Consider the following 22,965-nt stretch of genomic DNA (forward strand, 5'->3'; position numbering starts at 1 on the left):
TCGTATACGATTCTGGATACCGACAACGAGGACGTGTGATGAGTAGGCACCAGGGCATCGAAGGCCTCCCGAACAGCGGGGGCGGCAAGATCATCGCCGTCCACCTCAACTACCCGTCGCGAGCGGCCCAGCGCGGCCGCACGCCGGAGCACCCCTCGTACTTCCTCAAGCCGTGGTCCTCCGTCTCAGGCACGGGCGGCACTATCGAGCGTCCGGCCGGCGCGGAACTGCTCGCCTTCGAGGGCGAGATCGCGATCATCATCGGTACCGCGGCCCGCCGCGTCCGCGTCGAGGACGCCTGGCAGCACGTCTCGGGCGTCACCGCGGCGAACGACTTCGGGCTCTACGACTTCCGCAGTGCCGACAAGGGGTCGAACCTGCGCTCGAAGGGCGGCGACGGCTACACGCCCCTCGGCCCGTCCGTCATCCCCGCCGAGCAGATCGATCCGGCCGCCCTCCGCGTGCGCACCTGGGTCAACGGCGTCGTCGTCCAAGACGACACGAGCGACACGCTGCTCTTCCCCTTCGCCCAGCTCATCGCCGACCTCTCGCAGCTCGCGACGCTCGAGCCCGGCGACGTCATCCTCACCGGCACACCCGCCGGCTCCTCCGTCGTCGTGCCCGGTGACGTCGTCGAGGTCGAGGTCGACGCACCGACCGCACCCGGCACCCCGACGAGCGGTCGACTCGTGACGACGGTCGTCGAGGGCACCGAACCCTTCGGCGGGTTCGGCGCGAAGCCGGCCGTCGACGACCATCAGCGCATCGAGGCCTGGGGGGACGCTGCGGCGGCGGGTCTGCCCTTCGACAAGGTCAGGGACCGGGACGGTCTCGGTGATCGGGTCGCCGAACCGCTCGACACCGCGGTCGCCGAGCAGCTCGCCTCGGTCACGACGGCGACGCTCAGCGCCAAGCTGCGGGCCCGCGGGTACACCGAGGTCTTCATCGAGGGCGTCCAAGCCTCGCGACCGGGCACGCGCATGGTCGGCGTGGCCCGCACCCTGCGCTTCGTCGCCTACCGGCCCGACCTCTTCGCCGAGCGCGGGAACGGCTTCAACGCGCAGAAGCGCGTCTTCGACACCGTCGAAGCCGGGGAGGTCATCGTGATCGAGGCACGCGGCGAGCGCGGCACGGGCACCGTCGGCGACGTCCTCGCGCTTCGTGCGCAGCAGCGGGGAGCGGCCGGGGTCGTCACCGACGGCGGCATCCGCGATGCCGAGCAGGTCGCGGCGTTCGAGCTGCCGACCTTCTCGCAGGGTCCGCACCCGTCCGTCCTCGGGCGCCGCCATGTGCCGTGGGAGATCGACGTCGCGGTCACCTGCGGCGGGGCGACGGTCCTGCCCGGCGACGTGATCGTCGGGGACGGCGACGGCGTCATCGCGATCCCCCGGGCGCTCGCCGCCGAGGTCGCCGCGGAGGCGGTCGTGCAGGAGGCGGAGGACGCCTGGATCGCCGAGCAGGTCCGTGGTGGTGCCGCCGTCGACGGCCTCTTCCCCCTGAACGCCGAGTGGCGGGCGCGATACGAGAGCGAGCAGGGACGATGAGCGGACCACACCCGACGACCGGGCAGGAAGCGTCGCTCAGCAAGTCCGAGCGCGCCTACCGGTTCATCCGCGAGGCCATCGAGGAGGGGCGCTTCGTCCCCGGGTACCGGCTGGTGCTCGGACAGATCGCCGGTGAGCTCGACATCAGCGTGGTCCCGGTGCGCGAGGCGATCCGCCGGCTGGAGGCCGAGGGGCTCGTGACGTTCGAGCGCAACGTCGGCGCGCAGGTCGCGATGCTGCACGAGACCGAGTACCTCTTCACGATGCAGACGCTCGCCCTCGTCGAGGGCGCAGCGACCTCGATGAGTGCCGCTTACCTCACCGACGACCATCTGGCCCGCGCTCGAGAGATCAACGAGCGGATGCGCCGCACGCTCGACGACTTCGACCCGCACGCGTTCACGGCGCTGAACCTGGAGTTCCACACCGTCCTCTTCGAGGAGTGCCCGAACCCGCACGTCCTCGACCTCGTCCATCGCGGCTGGCGGCGGCTGACCGCACTCCGCGATTCGACGTTCAGCTTCGTGCCCGGCCGCGCGCGGGAGTCGGTCGCCGAGCACGACGGCATCCTCGAACTCATCGCCGCCGGCGCGCAGCCGCTCGAGATCGAGATCGCCGCCCGCGACCACCGCACCGCGACGCTCGACGCCATGCTCGCGTACCAGGCGGAGCACCAGCCCCCCACCACGGCCCGCCCGCCGTCGTCACCGCCGTCCACCACCGACCGGAGGAACCACCCATGACCCAGCACGTTCCGGCAGCGTTGCCCGACCGTATCCGGCACTTCATCGACGGCGCGTTCGTCGACTCGGTCGACGGCGACACCTTCGACGTCCTCGACCCCGTGTCGAACGAGACCTACGTCCAGGCCGCCGCCGGCAAGCAGGCGGACATCGACCTCGCCGTCGCCGCCGCGAAGCGCGCCTTCGACGAGGGTCCGTGGCCGCGGCTCCTCCCCCGCGAGCGCAGCCGGATCCTGCACCGGGTCGCCGACGCCGTCGAAGCGCAGGACGCCCGCCTCGCGGAGCTGGAGAGCTTCGACACCGGGCTGCCGATCACGCAGGCACTCGGGCAGGCGAAGCGCGCCGCCGAGAACTTCCGGTTCTTCGCCGACCTGATCGTCGCCCAGCACGACGACACCTACAAGGTGCCCGGGCGGCAGGTGAACTACGTCAACCGCAAGCCCATCGGTGTCGCGGGGCTCATCACGCCGTGGAACACGCCGTTCATGCTCGAGAGCTGGAAGCTCGCTCCGGCGCTCGCGACCGGGAACACGGTCGTCCTGAAGCCGGCGGAGTTCACCCCGCTCTCGGCGAGCCTGTGGGCGGACATCTTCCGCGACGCCGGCGTGCCCGACGGCGTGTTCAACCTCGTGAACGGGCTCGGTGAGGACGCCGGCGACGCCCTCGTGAAGCACCCGGACGTGCCGCTCATCTCGTTCACCGGCGAGAGCAGCACCGGTCAGCTCATCTTCGCGAACGCCGCGCCGTTCCTGAAGGGGCTCTCGATGGAGCTCGGCGGCAAGTCACCGGCCGTCGTGTTCGCCGACGCCGACCTCGACGACGCCCTCGACGCGACGGTGTTCGGGGTGTTCTCCCTGAACGGTGAGCGCTGCACCGCCGGCAGCCGCATCCTCGTCGAGCGGAGTGTCTACGACGACTTCGTCGAGCGCTACGCCGAGCGTGCCCGCAACATCGTCGTCGGGCACCCGAACGACCCGGCCACCGAGGTCGGCGCGCTCGTGCACCCCGAGCACTACGAGAAGGTCATGGGCTACGTCGAGATCGGCAAGACCGAGGGCCGCCTCGTCGCCGGCGGCGGTCGCCCCGAGGGGTTCCCGACCGGCAACTACGTCGCGCCGACGGTGTTCGCGGACGTCCCACCCACCGCACGGATCTTCCAGGAGGAGATCTTCGGTCCGGTCGTCGCAATCACCCCCTTCGACTCCGATGAGGAGGCACTCGCGCTCGCGAACGACACGAAGTACGGGCTCGCCGCCTACATCTGGACGAACGACCTCAAGCGCGCTCACACCTTCTCGCAGAACGTGCAGGCCGGGATGGTGTGGCTGAACTCGAACAACGTGCGCGACCTCCGCACCCCGTTCGGCGGGGTGAAGGCCTCGGGGCTCGGGCACGAGGGCGGCTACCGCTCGATCGACTTCTACACCGACCAGCAGGCGGTGCACATCACGCTGAACCAGGCGCACTCCCCACGCTTCGGGACCGGCGGGCCGCTGCAGGCCGCGCACTGACCGCTCCCGGTCGACCTCCACCCAGCAACCGAGATCAGCAAGGACGCAGATCATGTCGAACCCCATCACCCCGTCGTCGGCCGAGCCCATCTTGACCGCCACCGACCCGATCCCCGTGCCGGTGAACCGCATCCCGACACCCGCCGCTACCCCGCCGGACATCCTCCGCTGCGCGTACATGGAGATCGTCGTCACGGATCTCGCCGCGAGCCGGAAGTTCTACGTCGACGTCCTCGACCTCGTGGTCACGGAGGAGGACGAGACGACCGTCTACCTGCGGAGCTTCGAGGAGTTCATCCACCATAACCTCGTGCTGCGGCAGGGGCCGGCGGCAGCCGTCGCGGCGTTCAGCTACCGGGTGCGGAGTCCTGAGGACCTCGACCGCGCGGTCGCCTTCTACACGGAACTCGGGTGCCGGGTGGAGCGTCGGGCCGAGGGGTATGTGAAGGGCATCGGCGACTCGGTGCGCGTGGAGGATCCACTCGGGTTCCCCTATGAGTTCTTCTACGACGTGGAGCACGTCGAGCGGTTGGCGTGGCGCTACGACCTGTACACGCCGGGCGCGCTCGTGCGGCTCGACCACTTCAACCAGGTGACGCCCGACGTGCCGCGGGCGGTCGCGTACATGGAGGACCTCGGGTTCCGCGTGACGGAGGACATCCAGGACGAGGCCGGGACGACGTACGCGGCCTGGATGCGCCGGAAGCCGACGGTGCACGACACCGCGATGACGGGTGGCGACGGACCGCGCATGCACCACGTGGCGTTCGCGACGCATGAGAAGCACAACATCATCGCGATCTGCGACAAGCTCGGCGCGCTGCGGATGTCGGACGTCATCGAGCGCGGCCCCGGCCGGCACGGCGTCTCGAACGCGTTCTACCTGTACATCCGCGACCCCGACGGCCACCGCATCGAGATCTACACCCAGGACTACTACACCGGCGACCCCGACAACCCGGTGGTCACGTGGGACGTGCACGACAACCAGCGGCGCGACTGGTGGGGCAACGCCGTCGTGCCGAGTTGGTACACGGACGCGTCGCTCGTGCTCGACCTCGACGGCGAGCCGAAGCCGGTCGTCTCTCGAACCGACGATTCCGAACTCGAGGTCACCATCGGTGCCGACGGCTTCTCCTACACCCGCAAGGGCGACGAAGCGCAGGGCTTCAAGCTCGGCAACACGCTCTAGGCCTCGGTTCGTTCGCCCATCTTTGGGCGACGCAGTGTCTGCTCGCCCGAACATGGGCGAACGAACACTGGTGCGCCGTCTCTATGCTGGCCTGATGACGAAGCCGGTCGCCTTCGAGAGTTTCACCGGATCCGCACCCGGAGCGGCGTGGGACGACGTCACCGCGCTCTTCGTGGAGGCGTTCACCGCCGAGCCGTACAACGAGGACGCGCTCGACCTCGGGACGATCCGGCAGTGGGGGCCCGAGCACCTCGGACACCGGGGTGGGCGGCTCGTCACCGCCTCGGACGGCGGGCGCCTCGTCGGCTTCGCCCTCGCCCACGGCCTCGACGCAGACCCGGCCTGGCTCGGCATCCTCGCGCAGCTCGCCGAGGGAAGCGACGCGGCGAGCGCCGCCCTCGCCCAGCCGGACGACACCGTCGTGGTCCACGAGCTCGCCGTCACGGCATCCGAACGCGGACGCAGCATCGGACGGACCTGCCTCGCCGCACTGCTGCGAGATCGGACGGAATCGCAGACGTTCATCGGCGTCTACGAGCGGGCGACCGCGGTGGCCGCGATGTACCGCCACTGGGGGCTCACCGAGACCGGTCGGGTACCGATGCCTGGCGACGCGATCGCGCTGCGGGTCCTCACCGCGCCGACGGCCGAGTTGGCGTTGCGACTCAGCGTCCCGGATCCGAACGTGGGCGCATGACCCGGCGGACGGTCTGGCTCAGCTCGGATGAGTGGGAGTGCTGCGGCAAGCCGTTCGCGACGGGCGACGCTGTCATCTTCGCGGTGTGGCCGGTAGCAGCTGACCGGAAAGCCTGGTTGGTCGAGACGGTCGGCGCGGACCTCACCACCCGCATCGACGCCATCGAACAGCACCATGACGGTGCTGCAGCCCCCGAGCGATTGTCCGGGACGGTGGTCCGATCGGCGACGGTCTCGGTGCCCTCACGCCTGACGCTCATCGAACGGCCACCGCTGCCACCAGGGGTCGCCGGCCCAGGGTCGCGCTTTCCCGGTTCCCCTGACAGCCCCGTGTTCGCCGAGGTGCGGCCCTCTCGATACGTCATGCACCACGACGTCGTCGCCGGGCCGCCCGTGGTGCGTGAGGCGTCCCTGGTCCCGCCGGAATCGGAGCAGGACCACGCCCAGATCCGAGCCGAGGCCCGAGCCGCACGAGCAGCGGCGGACGCGCTCGAAGCAGCAGCGCCCGGGTGCGTCCCACCGCCCGGCAAGATCGAACCCCGACTGGTCGGCTATCTCGTCGAACTCGATGTCGACGTCCCGGACACGGAGGTGGGCGCATGACGCGGCGGACGCTCTGGCTCACCCGCTGGGAGTGGCGCTGCTGCGGCGGCCCCTTGGTAACCGGAGAGCAGGCGACGCTGTCCGTCTGGCCTGTCGACGACACACAGCGGACCTGGCTGATCGATGAGATCGGGGCCGATCTCGCGGCGCGGATCGACGGTGTCGAGAGGCACCACGAGGAGGACCCCGCTCCGGAGTGCTTGACGGGCACGCTGTCGAGGCTGGCGACGGTGTCCGTGCTCTCGCGCCTCGTCCACACGGAGCGCCCTCCGTTGCCACTCGGAGCCCTGCCTGCGGCGAGGCGACTGATCGGTCCCCCAGGCAGCGGCGTGTACATCGGCGTACCGCACTCCCCGTTCGTGACGCACCATGAAACTGTGCCAGGGCCGCCCATCGTGGAGGAGACGCCTCGGATTCCGCCCCGGCGCGGGGTCGAGGGCGCCGACGCCCGGTCGGCAGCACGAGCTCGGTCAGCAGCGCGAGCAGCGGAACAGGCGGCCGCGGACGCGGAAGCCGAAGCACATGCAGCGCGCGGGACCATCCCACCACCGGGCGAGGTCGAACCACGACTTGTCGGCTACCTTGTCGAGCTCGAAGTCGACTGAGCCGGACCGGCGAGGCTCAGTCCGCTCGGCGCAGTCCCCGCAGCGTCGCGTCGATCAGCCGTTCGGCGCGCTCCGGCGTCATCCGGTCCGACTGCTCCGCTGCTCGCGCGACCGCGATGCCGTCGAGCACCGCGAGCAGGAGCGCCGCATCGTCCGCGGCCAGGCCGTCATCAGGGAACGCGGCGACGAGCAGCCGCAGGAGGACTTCCTCGGTGCGGGCCCAGTCAGCGGCGTGGATCGCGCGCACCTCGGTCTCCGTGCTCGCCCGGGCGGCGAAGGCGACCCAGACGATCCCGTCGGTCAGGTCGTCACCCTCGACACAGGCGATCTCACGACAGAAGATCCGAAGTCGCTCCTCCTCGGACGTCACCGCCTCGAGCCGCGCTGCCACGCGCCGACGGAACCGCTCGTTGACCTCGGTCATCGCCGCGACGACCAGTCGGTCCTTCGTCGGGAAGTGATGCTGGACCGCGCCGACGGAGACACCGGCTTCGCTCGCGACCGTGCGGATGGTCAGCGCATCGGCACCGCGCGACGCCATGATCCGCAGCAGTGCATCGAGGATCCGACCCCTGTTCGTGTCCTGCTCGGTCATCGCCTCCGCTTTCGCCATCGCCCACTCGACAGGGTACGGTCTTCACATGACCAATACGAGCGTATTGCCGCCATCACCGCCGACCTCCCGACGCATCGCCGCACTCGACGTGGTCCGCGGACTCGCGATCCTCGGCACGCTCGGCACGAACATCTGGGTGTTCTCGCACCCCTGGGGCCTGCTCGGGATGCTCTCGGTGCCGGTGACGCCGGAGACCGGCCCCGCCGCGGGCACGATCCAGCTCGCCCTCATGGCGCTCACGCAGGGCAAGTTCCTCGCCCTCCTGACCCTGATGTTCGGCGCGGGACTCGCGATCCAGCACGCCACCGCACGCCGACGCGAGCAACGCTGGCCGGGCCGGTACCTGTGGCGCGCCACCCTGCTCCTCATCGACGGTGCCGTGAACTACGTCCTCATCGCGGAGTTCGACGTCCTCATGGGCTATGCGGTCACCGGCGCCATCGTCGCGTGGCTCCTGCTCACCAGGCACCGCGCCCAGCGCGCCATGATCGCCGTCTTCGGCGCGCTGCACGTCCTCCTCATCAGTGCGATCGTCGCGTTCATCGCCACGACGCCGGCGGTGTCGGGCGACCTCCCGCTCCCCGCCGGACCGAGCCCCTACGTCACTGAATCGTTCCTCGGCCTGGCGGCCTTCCGGCTCGACAACATGGGGGTCTTCCGCGCGGAGCCCGCGCTGATCGGATTCCTCACGCTCGCGATGTTCCTCGCCGGCGCACACCTCTTCCACGCCGGGGTCTTCGGTGAGACCGGTGGTCGACTCCGACGCCGCCTGATGATCATCGGGGCGTGCGCACTGCCGGTCGACCTCGCCCTCGGGATCTGGGGAGGTACGGCGGGGCTCCTCGCCGAACGCTACCTGGCCGCACCCCTCGTGGCGCTCGGGATCCTCGGCGCCACCGTCGAGCTCTGTCGTCGCTTCGGCACCGACGGCTGGATCGCCTCACGCCTCAGCGAACTCGGCAAGGTCGCCTTGAGCGCCTACCTGCTCCAGAACCTCCTCGGTGGCGCGATCTTCTACGGCTGGGGTCTCGGCCTCGCCGAACTCACCGCTCCCTGGCGTGTCGCGGTCACCGTCGCCGCGTTCGTCGTCATCGCCGCGCTCGTGACCGGCTTCGCCCACCTCTGGCTCCGGCGATTCGCGCTCGGCCCCGTCGAGTGGCTCTGGAAACGCGGTGCGGAGCTCGGGACGAAGCAGCCGGAGGGCCGACCCTCGCTACGGTGAGACCATGACCACCGTGCACCTGACCGGCCAGTTGATCTGCGCAACACCGACCGACGTGGCGATCGTCGAGACCCATCTGCCGGAGCATGTCGCACTCACCCGCGCCGAACCGGGGTGCGTGTCATTCGAGGTGACGCCGACGGACGACCCGCTCGTCTGGGACGTCGCCGAGGTCTTCGAGGGCGACGAGTCGTTCGCAGCACACCAGGCCCGCGTCGCGTCCAGCGAGTGGGGCCGCGCGACCGCGGGCATCGAACGCCGCTACCAGGTGACCCGGTCGCCAGCGGGCCGGACCGTCATGGAGGTCAGCGACGACGACCTCGCCGACCTCCGCCGCAGACTCCACGACACCCGCTGGCCTGACCGGTGGCCGACCGCCGGTTGGGAAGCCGGCACCGACCAGGACGAGCTGCGGCGACTCGTCACCTACTGGGCGGACGACTTCGACTGGGCGGCACAGCAGCGGGAGATCAACGCCCTGCCGTGGCACCGGGCGGAGATCGATGGAGCCACCATCGCCTACCTCCGGTTCGACGCCGAGGCTCCAGGCGGGATCCCGATCGTCCTCACGAACGGCTGGCCGAGCACCGCGCTCGAACTCGTCGAGCTGGCCAGGCGCCTCGCGACGCCGTCCCACTTCGGCGGAGACCCGGCGAGCGCCGTCACCGTCATCGTGCCCGCGCTGCCCGGACTGCCGTTCTCGCCGCAACGGCCGACCTTCGGCGACCAGACGCACGAGCTGTGGCACACGCTGATGCACGATCACCTCGGCTTCGCCCGGTACGCCGCCCATGGAGGCGACCTCGGGGCCGGGATCACCTCTCGGCTCGCGCAGGCGCATCCCGAGGCGGTCGCCGGCATCCACCTCCTCGCGGTCGCCGCGCCGCTCGAGGTCGACGCCGAGACGCTCACCGAGGAGGAGCAGGCGCATCTCGCCCGGGTCGAGGCCTGGGACGCCGAGGAGGGCGCGTATGAGCATCAGCACCACACGCGTCCGCTCACGCTCGCTCCCGCACTGTCCGACTCCCCTGTCGGCCTGCTCTCGTGGATCCTCGAGAAGCATCGGGCCTGGAGCGATTGCGGCGGCGACGTGTCGTCCCGGTTCAGCGACGACTACCTCGCGACACTCGCCTCCGTCTACTGGTTCACGAACGCGATCGGCACCTCGCTCCGCCCGTACTACGAGTCCGCGACCGGGATCACGACGCGTGTCGACCGGGTCGAGGTGCCGACCGCGGTCGCGCTCTTCCCGCACGACCTGGCGAGCCCGCCGCGCAGCTGGGCCGAGCGGAGCTACGACGTGCGACGGTTCACGACCATGCCCCGAGGCGGCCATTTCGCCCCGCACGAGGAGCCCGAGCTCCTCGCGGACGACATCCGGGCGTTCCTGACGACGCTGTAGCGGACGGCAGCACGGCGCTCGTCGTTGCCGATAGGCTGCCCCACATGTCTCCAGTTCGTGATTGATCGGCCCGCGCGTCGTCCCCGACGCTCGTCGTCCCGATCCTGATCACCCCGCGCGCCGTCGAGCGCGCCCGTTTCACTGGAGTTCTTCCCATGTCGTCCATCCGGACAGCGCGTTATCTCGACGTGCTCGCACTTCCCCATGTCCCGCTGACCTTCGGGTCCGCTCTCGTCGGCAGATCCGCGTACGCGCTGGTGCTGCTTCCCCTGCTCTATGCGGTCTCCGAGGCGACGGATTCGATCGCCCTCGCGGGTGTCGCGGTGGCCGTTTACGGCGCCACGGCGAGCCTCCTCGCACCGCTTCGGGCCTGGTTCATCGACCGCCACGGCGCGCGTCGCGTCCTGGCCATCCTGATCCTCGTCTTCGGTGGCGCCATCGCGGCCCTGGCCGTCGCGTCGCTCACCGCCGCTCCCGGAGCGCTGCTGATCACGCTCGCAGGACTGGCGGGCGCGTTCGCTCCGCCTCTCGGCCCGACGATGCGTGTCGCCTGGGGTCGGCTCACGCCCGACGGTGAACTCCTGCGCAAGGCACTCAGCCTGGATGCGGTCATCGAGGAGCTCCTCTACCTCGCGGGACCCGCGGCGGCCGGGTTGGCCCTCGCCGTCATCGCCCCGGGGACGGCACTCCTCGTGCCCGCCGGATTCGTCCTCATCGGCGGACTCCTCTTCGTGAGCACGTCGACCGTCGGCAGCATGGCGCCGCAGGATCGCAGCGTCCCTCGGCAGGACCGTGGGCGGTCACTCCTGCTCGACGCCCGCTTCATCGCCATACTTCTGCCGGTGCTGGTCGCCGGGGCGGTCTCGGGCACGATCAGTGTCGCCGTACCGGTCGTGCTCGCGGAACACGGTGGTGCGGCCGCCGCGGGCATCGCCCTCGGACTCTTCGCCAGCGGGAGCGCCCTCGGCGGACTGCTCTACGGGGCGCTCTCGGTCCCGGGGTCGGCCGTCCGCCAGCTGGTCGCACTCGCGGGGGCGCTCCTCGTCTCGGCATCGCTCATCGCCGCGGTGACCGGCTTCCTCGCCGTCAGCGTCGTCCTCGCGGTCGCCGGCCTGTTCTTCTCGCCGATCATGATCGTCTCCTACGTCGCCGCGCACGCAGCCGGTGGGCGGTACCAGCAGAACGCCGCGACAACCTGGGTGAACACGGGACACAACATCGGTGCGGCAGCGGGCAGTGCGATCGCCGGCGTCCTCATCCAAGCGACCGGTGCACCCACCGCGGTCGTCGGCATCAGCGCGGCGGCAGCCGTCATCGTCCTCGTCGCGGCGGCGCTCGCCAGGCTCACGCCGGGTGAGTCGTCCACCGGGGACGACTCACCGCGAGCGTGATCCGGCGCCGCTCAGAGTTCGCGCTTGCGGTACAGCGGCACGGCGACGAGGACGCCGACGACGATCCCGAGGGCACCGAGCGTGAGCCCGAGGCCGACCACGAGCGGGAGGGGAACACCGACTGCGGCCTCCTGCGCGCCGTCCAGCACACCGATCGCCTGCGCGAGCCAGGCGAGGCCCGCGATGACCAGCGCCGGGGCGTAGCTGATCAGCCGGCCGCGGGTGTACCCGATCCGGAACAGGACGGGCAACTGGATACTTGCCGACAGTCCGACGAAGGCGATCGCGACGGCCTGGACCACGAGCAGCAGGCCCCAATCGAGCGAACCACCGCGCACACTCGCCATGAGCACGGTCACGGCGAACGCGATCGCCGAAGCGAGGAGGGCGAAGACGACGATCGAACCGGCCCGCCCCACCACGACGGACGACCGCGAGACGGGGAGGATGCCGTAGAGGGTGTCGAGATGCCCGCGCTCATCCCCGAGGAACGGCGCGGCGATCATGAGCGAGGTGACGATCGCCGCGCCCATGAGGGCCATCCCCGGCACCGGGAGCAGGATCCCGATCACGGCGACGAAACCGAGGAGGAGGAGCGTCTGCCGCCGGGGCAGCCAGGACGTCAGGTCGAAGCGGATGAATGAGCCGATCATGCGGAAGCCTTTCCGTGTGCTGCTGCCAAGTGGATGACGATGTCGTCGACGCTGGCGGCGTCGATCACGGTCTCCGGGCCGAAGTCCGCCATCCGCGTCGTGCGGATGAGCGCGGACCACTGTTCCCCGCGCCGCTCGAGCCCGAGCACCTCGCCGGTCGGCGGCGCTCCCGCGCCACGCACCATGGCGAACTCGTCGACGGTGTCCGCGAACCGTCCGTCATAGGCGACCCGGCCGTTCACGAGGACGAGCAGGTCGTCGGCGAGCTCGTCGAGATCCGTCGTGATGTGCGTCGAGAAGAGCACCGCGTGCTCGGGGTCGACCATGAACTCGCGGATCAGATCCCCGATCTCGCGACGGGAGGCCGGGTCGAGGCCGCTGGACGGCTCATCGAGGATGAGGAGTTCCGGCCGCTGCGCGAGTGCGGTCGACAACGACAGCTTCACACCCTGGCCACGGGACAGCTCGCTGACCCGCTGCTCGCGCGGCACCCCGAGGCGATCGAGCAATGCTTCGAAGCGTTGCTGATCCCACGCCGGGTAGAACGGGCTGAGTCGTCGACCGATCGATGCGACCCGCCATTCCGGAGCCGCGGTCGGTTGATCGAGGACGACGCCGATGCGTGCGAGCGCATCCGGGGAACCGGCCGGCCGGCCGAGGACCTCGATGTCGCCGGCGTCGGGGGTCAGCAGGCCCAGCAGTGCCCGGATGGTGGTGGTCTTGCCAGCCCCGTTGGGTCCGACGAGGCCCGTGACGGTGCCGCGTTCGACCGCGAAGGAGACGTCGTCGACGGCGAATGATCGCCGCTGGACGCGCAATCCGTCGATGCGAAGGATGCTGTCAGTCATCGGTACTCCAAGTCTGATCGAGTCGTGTCTGGATGTCGGTCCTGCTGAGGCGCGCGTGCCGAGCCGCGATGACGAGCTCATGGATGACCTCGTCGACTCGCGACTGCAGGAGGGTGCTCGCCGTCTCGGGATCGACATCGAGGACGACGAACCCGCGTCCGTGCTCACTCCGCACCAGGCCCTCGGCGACGAGATCGTTGTAGGCCCGGGTGACAGTGATGACGCTCACCCGGAGATCTGCCGCGAACTGCCGCAGGGACGGGAGCGTCTGCCCGACGGGGATCTCCCCGGCGAGGATCGACGCACGCAACTGGGTCTCGATCTGTTCGTAGATCGGTGTTCCCGAACTGTTCGAGATCACGACGCCCATGGCACCTCCATCTGTTTATAAACACCATAACAGTTGGGGTGCGAAACCGCGAGGGCTGCCCTTCCTTCCCCATCGTCGAACCGTGCCGCGTGCTCGCTACGGTGGAGCCATGAGCACCGTCCGAGACGCCTACGCCCGTCGGTCCGCCGAGTACGCGAAACTGCTGGGCACGATGGCGTCAGTGCACCCGTCGGACCGGCAGCTCGTGACCTCCTGGGCCGACCGGATCGCCGGTCCCGCGCTGGACGCCGGCTGCGGCCCGGGGCACTGGACTGCGTACCTCGCCTCGCGCGGGCTCGACATCCGTGGCGTCGACCTGGTCCCCGAGTTCATCGCGCATGCCCGCGCCGAGCACCCGGAGACCCGGTTCGACCTCGGCAGCCTCGACACCCTCGACGCGGAGACCGGCTCGGTGGGCGGCGTCCTCGCCTGGTACTCGCTGATCCACCACCGTCCCGACACGATCGACACCTCACTCGCGGAGTTCGCTCGCGTGCTCCGGCCGGGTGCCGAACTCCTGATCGGCTGCTTCGAGGGGCCATCGGTCGAGCCGTTCGACCATGCCGTGGTGACGGCCTATCGCTGGCCGATCACGGAGCTGGCCGAGCACGTGCGCCGAGCGGGCTTCGAGGTCATCGAGACGCATACGAGGACGAGCCTCGATCAGCGACCGCACGGGGCGATCCTCGCCACCCGCATGTGACGCCTCGGGTGGGGCCGGGGGGGTGCTGGACGCAGCGGGCCTGCGTCTCCTCGCAGTTCCAGAGTACGCCGGGCACCGGGGCTTGCCGCAAGACCCCCTCCGGCCTCCAGAATGGGTGGCCGGGTCGCCTCCGACCACGAGAACGGGGTCCTCATGCACGACGTCATCATCAGCGGTGGAGGCCCGACCGGCATGATGCTGGCCGCCGAACTCCGCCTCCACGGCGCCGACGTCCTCGTCCTCGAGCGGGACGCCGAGCCGAGCCCTGTCGTGCGGTCGTTGGGCCTCCACCCGCGGAGCATCGAGATCCTCGACCAGCGCGGCATCCTCGACCGGTTCCTCGCCGAGGGCACGCGGTACCCGGGCGCCACCGGTCACTTCGCCGGCATCGTCCCGCCGCGACCCGTGCCGCTCGACACCACGCATGATTACATCCTCGGTCTCCCGCAGCCGGTGACCGATCGACTGCTGACCGAGCGCGCGGTCGAGCTCGGCGCCGACGTGCGTCGCGGGAGCGCACTCGTCGGCCTCGAACAGGACGAGGACGGCGTCACCGTCGAGCTGGACGACGGTGAGCACCTGCGGGCACGGTGGCTCGTCGGATGCGACGGCGGGCGGAGCACCGTCCGGAAGATCCTCGGCATCGGCTTCCCAGGCGAGCCCGCGCAGACCGAGTGGATCCTCGGGGAGATCCAGGTCACCCTCCCGGCCGACGAGGTCGCCGCCATCGCAGAGGAGGTCCGGAAGACGCACCGTGGCTTCGGCATCGGACCGGTGTCCGACGGCTTCTTCCGCGCGGTGGCGCCCGCCGACGCCCCCGCCGACGAACGCCTGGCGACTCCCACGATCGAGGAGTTCCGGGCCCGGCTCGAGCGCTTCGCCGGGACCGACTTCGGCGCACATTCCCCGCGCTGGCTGTCGCGCTTCACCGATGCGACGAGACTCGCCGAGCACTACCGGGTCGGCCGGGTGCTCATCGCCGGCGACGCCGCCCACGTGCACCCGCCCCTCGGCGGGCAGGGCCTCAACCTCGGGGTCCAGGACGCGTTCAACCTCGGATGGAAGCTGGCCGCCGAGCTAGCCGGGTGGGCACCGGCCGACCTCCTCGACACCTACGCGACGGAACGCCGCCCGGTCGCCGACGACGTCCTCACGCTCACCCGAGCGCAGAGCGTCCTCCTGTCCCCCGACCCCGGCCCTCAGGCGGTGCGTCGGCTGTTCTCGGAGCTGATGCGGTTCGACGACGTGGCCCGCTTCCTGGGCGAGCGGATCGCGTCCACCGGCATCCGATACGACGTCGGAGGTCCCGGCGCAGCGGTGGACGACGGCTCTGACGACGGGTCGCTGCTCGGTCGACGGCTCCACGACCTCCCCCTGGTCGACGGCGGGCGCTTGTTCACCCTCCTCCACGAGGGTCGCGGACTCCTGCTCGACCAGACCGGGACCCACAACGTCACCTGCTGGGCGGACCGCGTCGACCGGGTCGCCACCACGACCCCGGAGCTCGCGGCCACGGCGGCCCTCCTGCGCCCGGATGGTCACGTGGTCTGGCTGGCCGACGGGCGGGAGCCGCTCAAGCCGGCCCTCCGGCGCTGGTTCGGCGAGCCGACACGGTGAGGTGAGGCGGTTCGTCGCCCGGCCCGAGGCTGAGCGACGATCCGCCGCATCTCAGCGAGCGCTCAGTCGTGGTCGATGGAGGCGACCGCGTCGGCCACCTGCGACTTCCCCTCGGCCACGCGGTCGTCGTCGTCGGTGACGATCCCGATCGTCTCCTCGATCCGACCTCCGACGGCCTGGATGATGGCCGCGGGCTGCGGAGCCTCCGGTTCCTTGTCGTCGCTCCCGTCCGAGTCCTCGGGGTAGACCTGGAGTCGGTCGTCGTCGCCGTCCGCCACCGTGCGCCTGGCGTGGTCGACGCAGAGCTTCGCGACCTCCTCGGCGTGCGCGTACATGACGGAGTGCGCTGCGCCGGGGATCTCCCAGAGGCGTGAGGAGGGCAGGAGTTCGCCGACCCGCTCCACCCACTCGCGCGGCGCGACGGCGTCGTACTCGCCGCGGATCACGAGCGTGTGCGCCTGCACCTTCGGCAGGGCCTCCTCGATCGGGTAGGTCAGCATCTCCGGCAGGACCCGAGAGAACCATTTGAACCCGCAGAAGACGTAGGCGCTGACGGCGAGCACCTTCACCGTGAGCGGTTCGTGCCAACTCGACTGCAGGAACCGGACCGCCTGGGTGAGCACCCGCCGCTGACCGGGCACGACGACTGGCCCGATGAGGATGAGGGTCGACAACTCGGGGCGACGGGAGACGAGGTCGCTGACCACCTGACTGCCCATCGAGTGGCCGACGATGATCGGGTCCTTGAGATCGAGTTCGTCGATGACCCGACCGACGAGGTCCGCATACTCGCGGATCGTGAGCGTCGACGAGGGGTGCGGCACTCCGCCGAAGCCAGGGAGGTCGAGCGCGTGCACCGGCCCGAACTCGTTGAGGTGCGGCGCGAGGCGCTCGAAGTACGTGGACGAGACACCGATGCCGGGGATGAGGATGAAGGAGCGATCCCCGCTGGACCCTACGGAGTTGACCCGGACGTAGACGTCGCCGTCGTACACGCGATCGACCCGCACACTCCGCTTGCGACGCTTGCGTTCGATCCTCGACATGCCCCCAGCGTACAAGCGGGCGACGCCTGCACCGCCGGAGCTGTCAACCATGCGGGATTCGGATCGGCGAGCGCGATGATGGAGGCGACCGGAGCGGCAATCCCACGCTCCCTGAGAGGTGGCACCACGATGACCGTTCCCCGCGTCCTGATCTCCGGAGCCAGCATCGCCGGCCCCGGCCTGGCGTTCTGGCTGAACCGCTACGGCTGGGAGACGACGGTCGTCGAGCGCGCGCCGGCGTTCCGCGACGGCGGCCAGAACATCGACGTGCGGGGCGCTGCTCGCGAGGTCCTGCGACGCGCGGGCCTCGAGGACGCGGCACGCGAGGCGACCACCGGCGAGCGCGGTACCCGGTTCGTCGGTGACGCCGGTGAGACGATCGCCGAGTTCCCGGTGTCGGACTCCGAGACCGACGGCGCGACCGCCGAGGTCGAGATCCTCCGTGGTGACCTGGCCCGCATCTTCATCGAGGCGACGGACGGCACCACCAGCTATCGGTACGGCGACCACATCACCGGGCTCGACGACGACGGTGAACGGGTCCTCGTGTCCTTCGCACATGGCGAGGATGAGGCGTTCGACCTCGTGATCGCGGCGGACGGCATCCGATCGTCGACGCGTGAGCTGGCCTTCCCCGGCGAGGCGGTGACCCGGTCCCTCGGACTCGAGATGACGTACCTCACCATTCCGCGCGACGACGCCGACGTGCCGTGGTGGCAGTGGTACTCGGGCGTCGGCGGCCGCAGCGTCACGCTCCGACCCGACCGGCACGGCACCACCCGTGCCGTCCTCACGGAGGTCACGTCCGACCGCGGCGACGGCGTCGTCCCCGCCCGCCGCGACCTCGACGCGCAGCGACGGCATCTCAGGAACCGGTTCGTCGGACTCCCCTGGCAGGCGAACCGGATCCTCGAGCATCTCGACGACAGCGACGACGTCTACTACGAGTCCATCGGCCAGGTCAGGACGCCCCGCTGGGCATCCGGACGGGTCGCACTGCTCGGTGACGCGGCCTGGTGCGCGTCGCCCGTCAGCGGCATGGGGACGAGCCTGTCGATCGTCGGCGCCTACGTGCTGGCCGGTGAGCTGGCAGCGCACGTGCACCACCGGGACGCCTTCCGCGGGTACGAACGCATCATGCGCCCGTACGTGGAGCAGGCCCAGTCGCTGCCGCCGGGTACGCCGCAGCTCGCCAACCCGACCTCGAAAGCCGGCGTCGCGGCGTTCCGCACCGCACTCCGCGTGGCCGGGTCGAAGCCGGCGAAACTCGTCGGTGCGCAGTTGTTCTCCCCGCCGGCCGACAAGATCGACCTGCCCGAGTACGAGCACCTGGCATGACGACCTCCACCGGCAAGCCCGCTGCGATCTCCGTGACCGCACCGGCACTGTCCGGCCCGGTGGTCGCCGCGCAGGAATGGCGGGACCTGGCGTTCGTCCACTGGCGCGTCCCGTCGAGCGCCGTCGCGCCACTGCTCCCGCGCGGGGTGGTCCCCGACGTCTTCGACGGTTCCACCTGGGTCGGGCTGATCGCCTTCCAGTTGGGCGACGCCCGCATCGGTCCGCTGCCGCCGTCGCCCGTCGGCGGCTCCTTCACGGAGGTGAACGTCCGGTTGTACGGGGTCGACAGCGAGGGGCGTCGCGGCGTCGTGTTCCGGTCGCTGGAGGCGTCCAGCCTGCCGGCGGTCCTCGCGGCTCGCGCGATGTTCGGCCTGCCCTACCAGTGGGCGCGGACCGCGCAGCGACCGACGGACGACGGCTGGGAGTACGCGTCGCGGCGGATCACGACGTCGCCGACGACACGAGGTCCGGGCTTCCAGCTCGGCGTCGATGTCGACCGCGCGACGACCGTCGACGACGAACTGTCGCAGTTCCTGACGGCGCGGTGGGGGCTCTTCCAGAGCCGCTTCGGTCGGACGCAGTGGTTGCCGAACGAGCACGAACCCTGGGTGCTCCACCCGGCGCGCGTCACCTCCTTGCGCGACGAGCTCTGCGCGGCGGCGGGCCTCCCGGGTGTCGTCGAGCACGAGCCCGACTCGGTGCTCTTCAGCCCCGGCGTGACCGCCCGATTCGGCATCGGCTCGTTCCTCGCCCGCTGAGTGGCGGATCAGTCCGCTGCAGCGACCGCGGCGAGCACGGCGGGATCCTCACAGCCGCGCGCGAAGCCTCGGATGCGGCGGTCGATGTCGCGCTGCAGGACGATCGCACCGATGCGCTCGGCGATCGGCGCCAGCCACCGCGGCTTGCACGTGAAGTTGTAGCGCCAGACGGCGAGGGTGCGCTGGTCGTCGCCCTCCACCGGGCTGAAGCGCCAGCCGCCGGCGAGCCGCTCGAAGAACCATGAGCCCTTCGTCATCTTCATACCGACGTTGGTCGGCGGGTGGTACGACACGTACTCGCTGACCATCCGGAACCCGAACCGCTGGACGGTGAAGGTGCGGACGCCCTTGGCGGCCTCCTTCGCGCCGTCGAGGAAGTACTGCCTCCGGATGAACGGATCCCAGCGCATCCGGGTCTCGCCGGTGGTCTGGGAGATCGCGAACGCGACGTCGGGCGGGACAGGCACGGTGCAGCGGGATTCGACGACGGGCATGCCCCATCCTGGCACGGGTGCTTGACGGACATCGTTTGTTCGTGTTCAATCAGTCACATGAGCCGATCGACCGCCGAGGACCAACGCGTCCGCACCATCGCGAGTGCGGTGGAGGTCTTCTCGATCGCCGGTTATCGCGCCACCCCCGTCGCGGACGTCGCTGCGGCGGCCAAGATCTCCCCCGCGTACGTCTTCCGCCTGTTCGACGGCAAACTCGGCCTCTTCGTCGCCGCGGTCGAGCACTGCTACGAGCAGGTCGCGAACGCGATGTCCGCAGCCGTCGAGGACCACCCGGAGTGGAGCCCGACCGACAAGCTCGACGCGATGACCCAGGCGTACATCGAGCTCATCCGCGACCGCAGTCTCATCGCCCTCCAGGTGCACGCGCAGAGCGCCTGCGACGTTCCCGAGATCCAGGAGGCAGTCCGTTCCGGGCTCGCACTCGTGGTGCGCGTCATGTCCCGTGACTCCGGGGCGGACGCCGGCGCAGTCCAGCGCAGTCTCGCCTACGGGCAGCTCTGCCACCTCGTCGTACAGGCGGGCCTCGGCGACGTCGACGCCGACTGGGCGCGCGTCGTCGACCACGGCATCCGGCACGACTGATCGACTCAGAGCCACCTACCGCACCTGCTGTTTTTCGTACCCACAGTTGTGACTGTTCAGTCACACACAACCATCACGAGATCGGAACACATCATGCACACCACACCATCCGCGACCACCACCCAGGTCGTCCTGCCGGGCCTCGTCGAGCCGGCCGGCCTCGAACTGGCCACCGTGCCCACGCCGACTCCCGACGCCGGCCAGCTTCTGGTCGAGATGGAGGCCACCGGGGTCTCCTTCGCCGAGCAGTCGATGCGCAAGGGCCGGTACTTCGGCCAGCCGGCGTTCCCGTTCGTCCCGGGATACGACCTCGTCGGACGGGTGCTCGAGGTCGGCACCGGAGGTGACGCGACCCTCATCGGCAAACGGGTCGCGACCCTGACCAAGACGGGCGCCTGGGCGACCCACGCCGTCGTGGCCGCGCGCGACAGCATCCTCGTGCCGGACGGGGTCAGCGCAGAGGACGCCGAGACGGTCGTCGTGAACGGCGTCACCGCGTGGCAGATGCTGCACCGCGCTGCGCGGGCCCAGCCGGGCCAGACCATCCTGTTGTTCGGTGCGAACGGGGGCGTCGGCGGAATCCTCATCCAGCTGGCGCGACTCCACGGCGTCCGGGTCATCGGTGCGGCGTCGCCCCGGCATCACGAGGCACTCCGCGCGGCGGGCGTCATCCCCGTCGACTACGCGGACCCCGAGCTCGGCGCACGGGTTCGCGAGCTGGCGCCGAACGGGGTCGATGCCGTCTTCGACAACGTCGGCGGCGAGACGACCCGCACGGCCTTCGGGCTCCTCGCCCGCGGCGGCACGCTCGTGACCTACTCGATCATCACCACGATGGGCGGCACGGGACCGCTGATGGCGCCGTTCCTGCTGGCGATCGGTCAGGCGCTGCTCTGGACGGCCCTCCCGAACGGCCGCAGCTCGACCTTCTACGACCTGTGGGCAGGCCACCGCCTCCGTCCCGCCAGGTTCCGCCGCCGCCTGGAGGCCGACCTCGGCGAGGTCTTCCGGCTCCTCGAGCACGGTGACATCACGGCCAACATCGCCGCCCGGTTCCCCCTCACCGAGATCGTCGCCGCCATGGAGCTCGCCGAGTCGCGGACCCTCAACGGGAAAGTTGTCCTGCACCCGTGAGCCGGGCCGCAGGCCGAGGTGAGGCAGATGGTCGCCCGGAACGCCGCCGGGCGACCAGGTGCCTCACCTCAGCGGCGGAGCGCGGCGGGCAGCACCCGGTCGACGAGCTTGAGCAGCACGGCGAACACGATCGCGACCACGAGCACCATGAGCGCGTTCCTGACGGCGCCGTCGAAGCCGAGCTGCGTTGCATCGAGGAAGGGGTAGGGGTACCAGCCGGTGATGCCGCCACGGATGAAGGTGAAGACCACCCAGGCGAGCGGCCAGAGGAACGCCCAGGCGACGGTGCTCCAAGTGAAGCGCGGACGCGGACCGAACACGAGCCAGGCGCCGAGCGTGAGCCACGGGGACAGGTAGTGGAACCCGATCGTGATGACGAGCGCCCACCCCGTGAGGTTCACCTGCGGCGCCAGCACCACCGCGTACACGATGCCGGTGATGACGATGCTGAGCAGGGCGTCGAGCCGCGCCACCCGCCAGAGCCGACCGTCGCGCAGGGGGTCGATCGCCAGCAGGACGGACACCGCGAGCACGATGAGGTTGCTGAGGATCGTGAACGCACTGAAGATGCGAGCGAAGCGGGTTGCCAGCCCGACGGACATGTCCACGCCACCCGAGCGGGCGTCGGCGCCGCCGGTGATGACGAGGACGATCTGGATGACGAGCGAGATCGCGATGATCACGGCGATCAGGAGGTACACCACGCGGCTGGCGGTGACGACGGCTGCGGACGGCGCGACCTGCGTGGGATGGACGGTGGTGCTCACCCGCCAACCCTAGCCAGCCCGCCGCACCCCACCTCCCTCAAGCCCTGACGCATGCGCTTTCAGGCCAACAGCGGCAGTCGCCCGACGATCCGGTCCACCCGGTTGCGCGGCCCGACCAGCGCGACGGCCAGCGGGGCGAGTTCGTCCGGCGCGGTCGCCGCCACTGCTTCGAGATACTCGTCGTAGACCCGGGTGAGCTGGGCCGCTTCCGGCATGTCGACGACGAGCACGCCGTCCGAGCCCGCCGCCTTGGCCCGGATCACCGCCAGTTGCTCAGCCGGAGCGGACAACACGCTGCAACCGGCCCACGGCAGTCCGGGATGAGCCGAGCCGTCGGCATCGAGGGCGTCCGGCCCGAGGAGTCCCTGCACGCGGGCTCCGATCGCCGCAGCGACGCAGGCCGCCGCATTCACGGCTCGACCGGCCGGGAGGTCCTGCTGCACGACGACGACCCATTTCAGCCGGGCGGACCGCGTGGGCGCCGCCGTGTCGATCTCCTCCGGCGCGAAGCCGACGAGCTGTTGTTCCGTCATGTCTCTCCCTGATGTCGTACGTGAATCGACCATCAGGCTATGTCGAGCGGCACCACAGCGAATTCAACCCCGTACATCGTCCGGATGAACTGGCACAATCGACCGCATGGACGAACTTGATACGGCGATCCTGCGCGAACTCCAGCGCGACGCCCGGCGCACCAACCGGGACATCGCTGCCGCGGTCGGCGTCTCACCCACCACCGCGCTCGACCGCACCCGCGGCCTGTACCGCCGCGGCGTCATCCGCGGCGCGCGACTCGACGTCGATCTGCCGTCGCTCGGTCGCTCCGTCCAGGCGCTCATCGCGATCCGGATCCGACCGCCGTCGCGCGTCAACATCGACGCGTTCCGCAGCTGGGCGATCACCCTCCCGGAGACCATCGGCGTGTTCGTCGTCTCCGGGAACGAGGACTTCCTGCTCCAGGTCGCCGTCACCGACAACGACGCGCTCTACGCCTTCGTCATCGACAAGCTGACCGAACGCGAGGAGGTCGCCGACGTCCGGACGAGCGTCGTCTACGAGCACGTGCGACCGCACGTGGTGATGCCCGCGGAGACGAGGGACTGAGCGAC

The 22,965-nt window shown here is 70.3% G+C and carries 24 protein-coding genes; 16 read left to right on the forward strand and 8 right to left on the reverse strand.

The window, feature by feature from the left end; translation table 11 throughout:
* Positions 1 to 38: 38 nt before the first annotated feature.
* The 6 genes from ACZZZB_RS07155 (at position 39) to ACZZZB_RS07180 (ending at position 6,289) form a co-directional block, all read left to right on the forward strand.
* Positions 39 to 1,544, forward strand: coding sequence for a fumarylacetoacetate hydrolase family protein (locus ACZZZB_RS07155; protein ID WP_463529287.1), 1,506 nt, complete (start codon positions 39 to 41; stop codon positions 1,542 to 1,544).
* The gene (locus ACZZZB_RS07160) at positions 1,541 to 2,287 is read left to right on the forward strand and encodes a GntR family transcriptional regulator (RefSeq protein ID WP_463529288.1); all 747 of its coding nucleotides are present in this window, start codon (positions 1,541 to 1,543) and stop codon (positions 2,285 to 2,287) included. The genes ACZZZB_RS07155 and ACZZZB_RS07160 overlap by 4 nt, the downstream gene beginning before the upstream one ends.
* Positions 2,284 to 3,798, forward strand: coding sequence for a 5-carboxymethyl-2-hydroxymuconate semialdehyde dehydrogenase (gene hpaE / locus ACZZZB_RS07165; protein ID WP_463529289.1), 1,515 nt, complete (start codon positions 2,284 to 2,286; stop codon positions 3,796 to 3,798). Before ACZZZB_RS07160 ends, hpaE begins: the two co-directional genes overlap by 4 nt.
* A gap of 52 nt (positions 3,799 to 3,850) precedes the next feature.
* A complete protein-coding gene (hpaD, locus tag ACZZZB_RS07170; protein WP_463529290.1) occupies positions 3,851 to 4,990 on the forward strand; it encodes a 3,4-dihydroxyphenylacetate 2,3-dioxygenase in 1,140 nt (379 codons plus the stop codon).
* Positions 4,991 to 5,084: 94 nt separating this feature from the next.
* On the forward strand, positions 5,085 to 5,687 hold the full coding sequence (locus tag ACZZZB_RS07175; RefSeq protein ID WP_463529291.1) for a GNAT family N-acetyltransferase: 603 nt from the start codon (positions 5,085 to 5,087) through the stop codon (positions 5,685 to 5,687).
* A complete protein-coding gene (locus tag ACZZZB_RS07180) occupies positions 5,684 to 6,289 on the forward strand; it encodes a DUF6578 domain-containing protein (protein WP_463529292.1) in 606 nt (201 codons plus the stop codon). The genes ACZZZB_RS07175 and ACZZZB_RS07180 overlap by 4 nt, the downstream gene beginning before the upstream one ends.
* 621 nt (positions 6,290 to 6,910) lie before the next feature.
* Here the strand turns inward: ACZZZB_RS07180 and ACZZZB_RS07185 are convergent.
* Positions 6,911 to 7,489 carry a TetR/AcrR family transcriptional regulator gene (locus ACZZZB_RS07185; protein WP_463529293.1) on the reverse strand — a complete coding sequence of 193 codons (579 nt, stop codon included), beginning with the start codon at positions 7,487 to 7,489 and terminating at the stop codon, positions 6,911 to 6,913.
* A gap of 46 nt (positions 7,490 to 7,535) precedes the next feature.
* On the opposite strand from ACZZZB_RS07185, the gene ACZZZB_RS07190 reads away from it, so the two are divergent.
* The 3 genes from ACZZZB_RS07190 to ACZZZB_RS07200 all read left to right on the forward strand — a co-directional run bounded on the left by ACZZZB_RS07190 (position 7,536) and on the right by ACZZZB_RS07200 (position 11,525).
* A complete protein-coding gene (locus tag ACZZZB_RS07190) occupies positions 7,536 to 8,732 on the forward strand; it encodes a DUF418 domain-containing protein (RefSeq protein ID WP_463529294.1) in 1,197 nt (398 codons plus the stop codon).
* 4 nt (positions 8,733 to 8,736) lie between these two features.
* The gene (locus ACZZZB_RS07195; RefSeq protein WP_463529295.1) at positions 8,737 to 10,134 is read left to right on the forward strand and encodes an alpha/beta fold hydrolase; all 1,398 of its coding nucleotides are present in this window, start codon (positions 8,737 to 8,739) and stop codon (positions 10,132 to 10,134) included.
* Between the two features lie 155 nt (positions 10,135 to 10,289).
* Positions 10,290 to 11,525 (forward strand): MFS transporter, encoded by a 1,236-nt coding sequence (locus ACZZZB_RS07200; RefSeq protein WP_463529296.1) that lies wholly within the window; start codon positions 10,290 to 10,292, stop codon positions 11,523 to 11,525.
* Between the two features lie 11 nt (positions 11,526 to 11,536).
* Here ACZZZB_RS07200 and ACZZZB_RS07205 read toward each other — a convergent pair whose 3' ends face one another.
* Genes ACZZZB_RS07205 through ACZZZB_RS07215 form a run of 3 tightly spaced genes read right to left on the reverse strand, consistent with a single transcriptional unit; the run spans position 11,537 to position 13,396 of the window.
* Positions 11,537 to 12,178 (reverse strand): ABC-2 transporter permease, encoded by a 642-nt coding sequence (locus ACZZZB_RS07205; RefSeq protein WP_463529297.1) that lies wholly within the window; start codon positions 12,176 to 12,178, stop codon positions 11,537 to 11,539.
* On the reverse strand, positions 12,175 to 13,026 hold the full coding sequence (locus ACZZZB_RS07210; protein WP_463529298.1) for an ABC transporter ATP-binding protein: 852 nt from the start codon (positions 13,024 to 13,026) through the stop codon (positions 12,175 to 12,177). The genes ACZZZB_RS07205 and ACZZZB_RS07210 overlap by 4 nt, the downstream gene beginning before the upstream one ends.
* On the reverse strand, positions 13,019 to 13,396 hold the full coding sequence (locus tag ACZZZB_RS07215) for a GntR family transcriptional regulator (protein ID WP_138946205.1): 378 nt from the start codon (positions 13,394 to 13,396) through the stop codon (positions 13,019 to 13,021). Before ACZZZB_RS07215 ends, ACZZZB_RS07210 begins: the two co-directional genes overlap by 8 nt.
* Before the next feature lie 109 nt (positions 13,397 to 13,505).
* On the opposite strand from ACZZZB_RS07215, the gene ACZZZB_RS07220 reads away from it, so the two are divergent.
* Together ACZZZB_RS07220 and ACZZZB_RS07225 are read left to right on the forward strand one after the other, a co-directional pair.
* Entirely contained in the window at positions 13,506 to 14,099 is a 594-nt protein-coding gene (locus ACZZZB_RS07220; RefSeq protein ID WP_463529299.1) for a class I SAM-dependent methyltransferase, read from the forward strand.
* A 153-nt stretch (positions 14,100 to 14,252) separates the two neighbouring features.
* Positions 14,253 to 15,716: an FAD-dependent monooxygenase gene (locus ACZZZB_RS07225; protein WP_463529300.1), complete on the forward strand. Its 1,464-nt coding sequence runs from the start codon at positions 14,253 to 14,255 to the stop codon at positions 15,714 to 15,716.
* Positions 15,717 to 15,778: 62 nt separating this feature from the next.
* Here ACZZZB_RS07225 and ACZZZB_RS07230 read toward each other — a convergent pair whose 3' ends face one another.
* On the reverse strand, positions 15,779 to 16,762 hold the full coding sequence (locus ACZZZB_RS07230; RefSeq protein ID WP_124768512.1) for an alpha/beta fold hydrolase: 984 nt from the start codon (positions 16,760 to 16,762) through the stop codon (positions 15,779 to 15,781).
* A gap of 129 nt (positions 16,763 to 16,891) precedes the next feature.
* Between ACZZZB_RS07230 and ACZZZB_RS07235 the strand changes: the two genes are divergently transcribed.
* Positions 16,892 to 18,100 (forward strand): FAD-dependent monooxygenase, encoded by a 1,209-nt coding sequence (locus ACZZZB_RS07235; protein WP_274499262.1) that lies wholly within the window; start codon positions 16,892 to 16,894, stop codon positions 18,098 to 18,100.
* Positions 18,097 to 18,858: a YqjF family protein gene (locus tag ACZZZB_RS07240; RefSeq protein ID WP_463529301.1), complete on the forward strand. Its 762-nt coding sequence runs from the start codon at positions 18,097 to 18,099 to the stop codon at positions 18,856 to 18,858. The genes ACZZZB_RS07235 and ACZZZB_RS07240 overlap by 4 nt, the downstream gene beginning before the upstream one ends.
* 8 nt (positions 18,859 to 18,866) lie before the next feature.
* Here the strand turns inward: ACZZZB_RS07240 and ACZZZB_RS07245 are convergent, their stop codons facing one another.
* Positions 18,867 to 19,352, reverse strand: coding sequence for an SRPBCC family protein (locus ACZZZB_RS07245; protein ID WP_085512028.1), 486 nt, complete (start codon positions 19,350 to 19,352; stop codon positions 18,867 to 18,869).
* Positions 19,353 to 19,409: 57 nt separating this feature from the next.
* On the opposite strand from ACZZZB_RS07245, the gene ACZZZB_RS07250 reads away from it, so the two are divergent.
* Both ACZZZB_RS07250 and ACZZZB_RS07255 read left to right on the forward strand, forming a co-directional pair.
* Positions 19,410 to 19,955, forward strand: a complete 546-nt coding sequence (locus ACZZZB_RS07250; RefSeq protein WP_463529302.1) for a TetR/AcrR family transcriptional regulator — start codon at positions 19,410 to 19,412, stop codon at positions 19,953 to 19,955.
* Between the two features lie 93 nt (positions 19,956 to 20,048).
* A complete protein-coding gene (locus ACZZZB_RS07255) occupies positions 20,049 to 21,089 on the forward strand; it encodes a medium chain dehydrogenase/reductase family protein (RefSeq protein WP_463529303.1) in 1,041 nt (346 codons plus the stop codon).
* Positions 21,090 to 21,157: 68 nt separating this feature from the next.
* Here the strand turns inward: ACZZZB_RS07255 and ACZZZB_RS07260 are convergent, their stop codons facing one another.
* Together ACZZZB_RS07260 and ACZZZB_RS07265 are read right to left on the reverse strand one after the other, a co-directional pair.
* On the reverse strand, positions 21,158 to 21,856 hold the full coding sequence (locus tag ACZZZB_RS07260) for a Pr6Pr family membrane protein (RefSeq protein ID WP_086472966.1): 699 nt from the start codon (positions 21,854 to 21,856) through the stop codon (positions 21,158 to 21,160).
* Positions 21,857 to 21,915: 59 nt separating this feature from the next.
* A complete protein-coding gene (locus ACZZZB_RS07265; RefSeq protein WP_463529304.1) occupies positions 21,916 to 22,389 on the reverse strand; it encodes a DUF2000 domain-containing protein in 474 nt (157 codons plus the stop codon).
* 106 nt (positions 22,390 to 22,495) lie between these two features.
* Here ACZZZB_RS07265 and ACZZZB_RS07270 point away from each other — a divergent pair, with 106 nt between their 5' ends.
* Entirely contained in the window at positions 22,496 to 22,960 is a 465-nt protein-coding gene (locus ACZZZB_RS07270; protein ID WP_124768505.1) for an Lrp/AsnC family transcriptional regulator, read from the forward strand.
* The last annotated feature ends 5 nt before the right edge of the window (positions 22,961 to 22,965 follow it).

Source organism: Plantibacter sp. AC185, assembly GCF_979258065.1.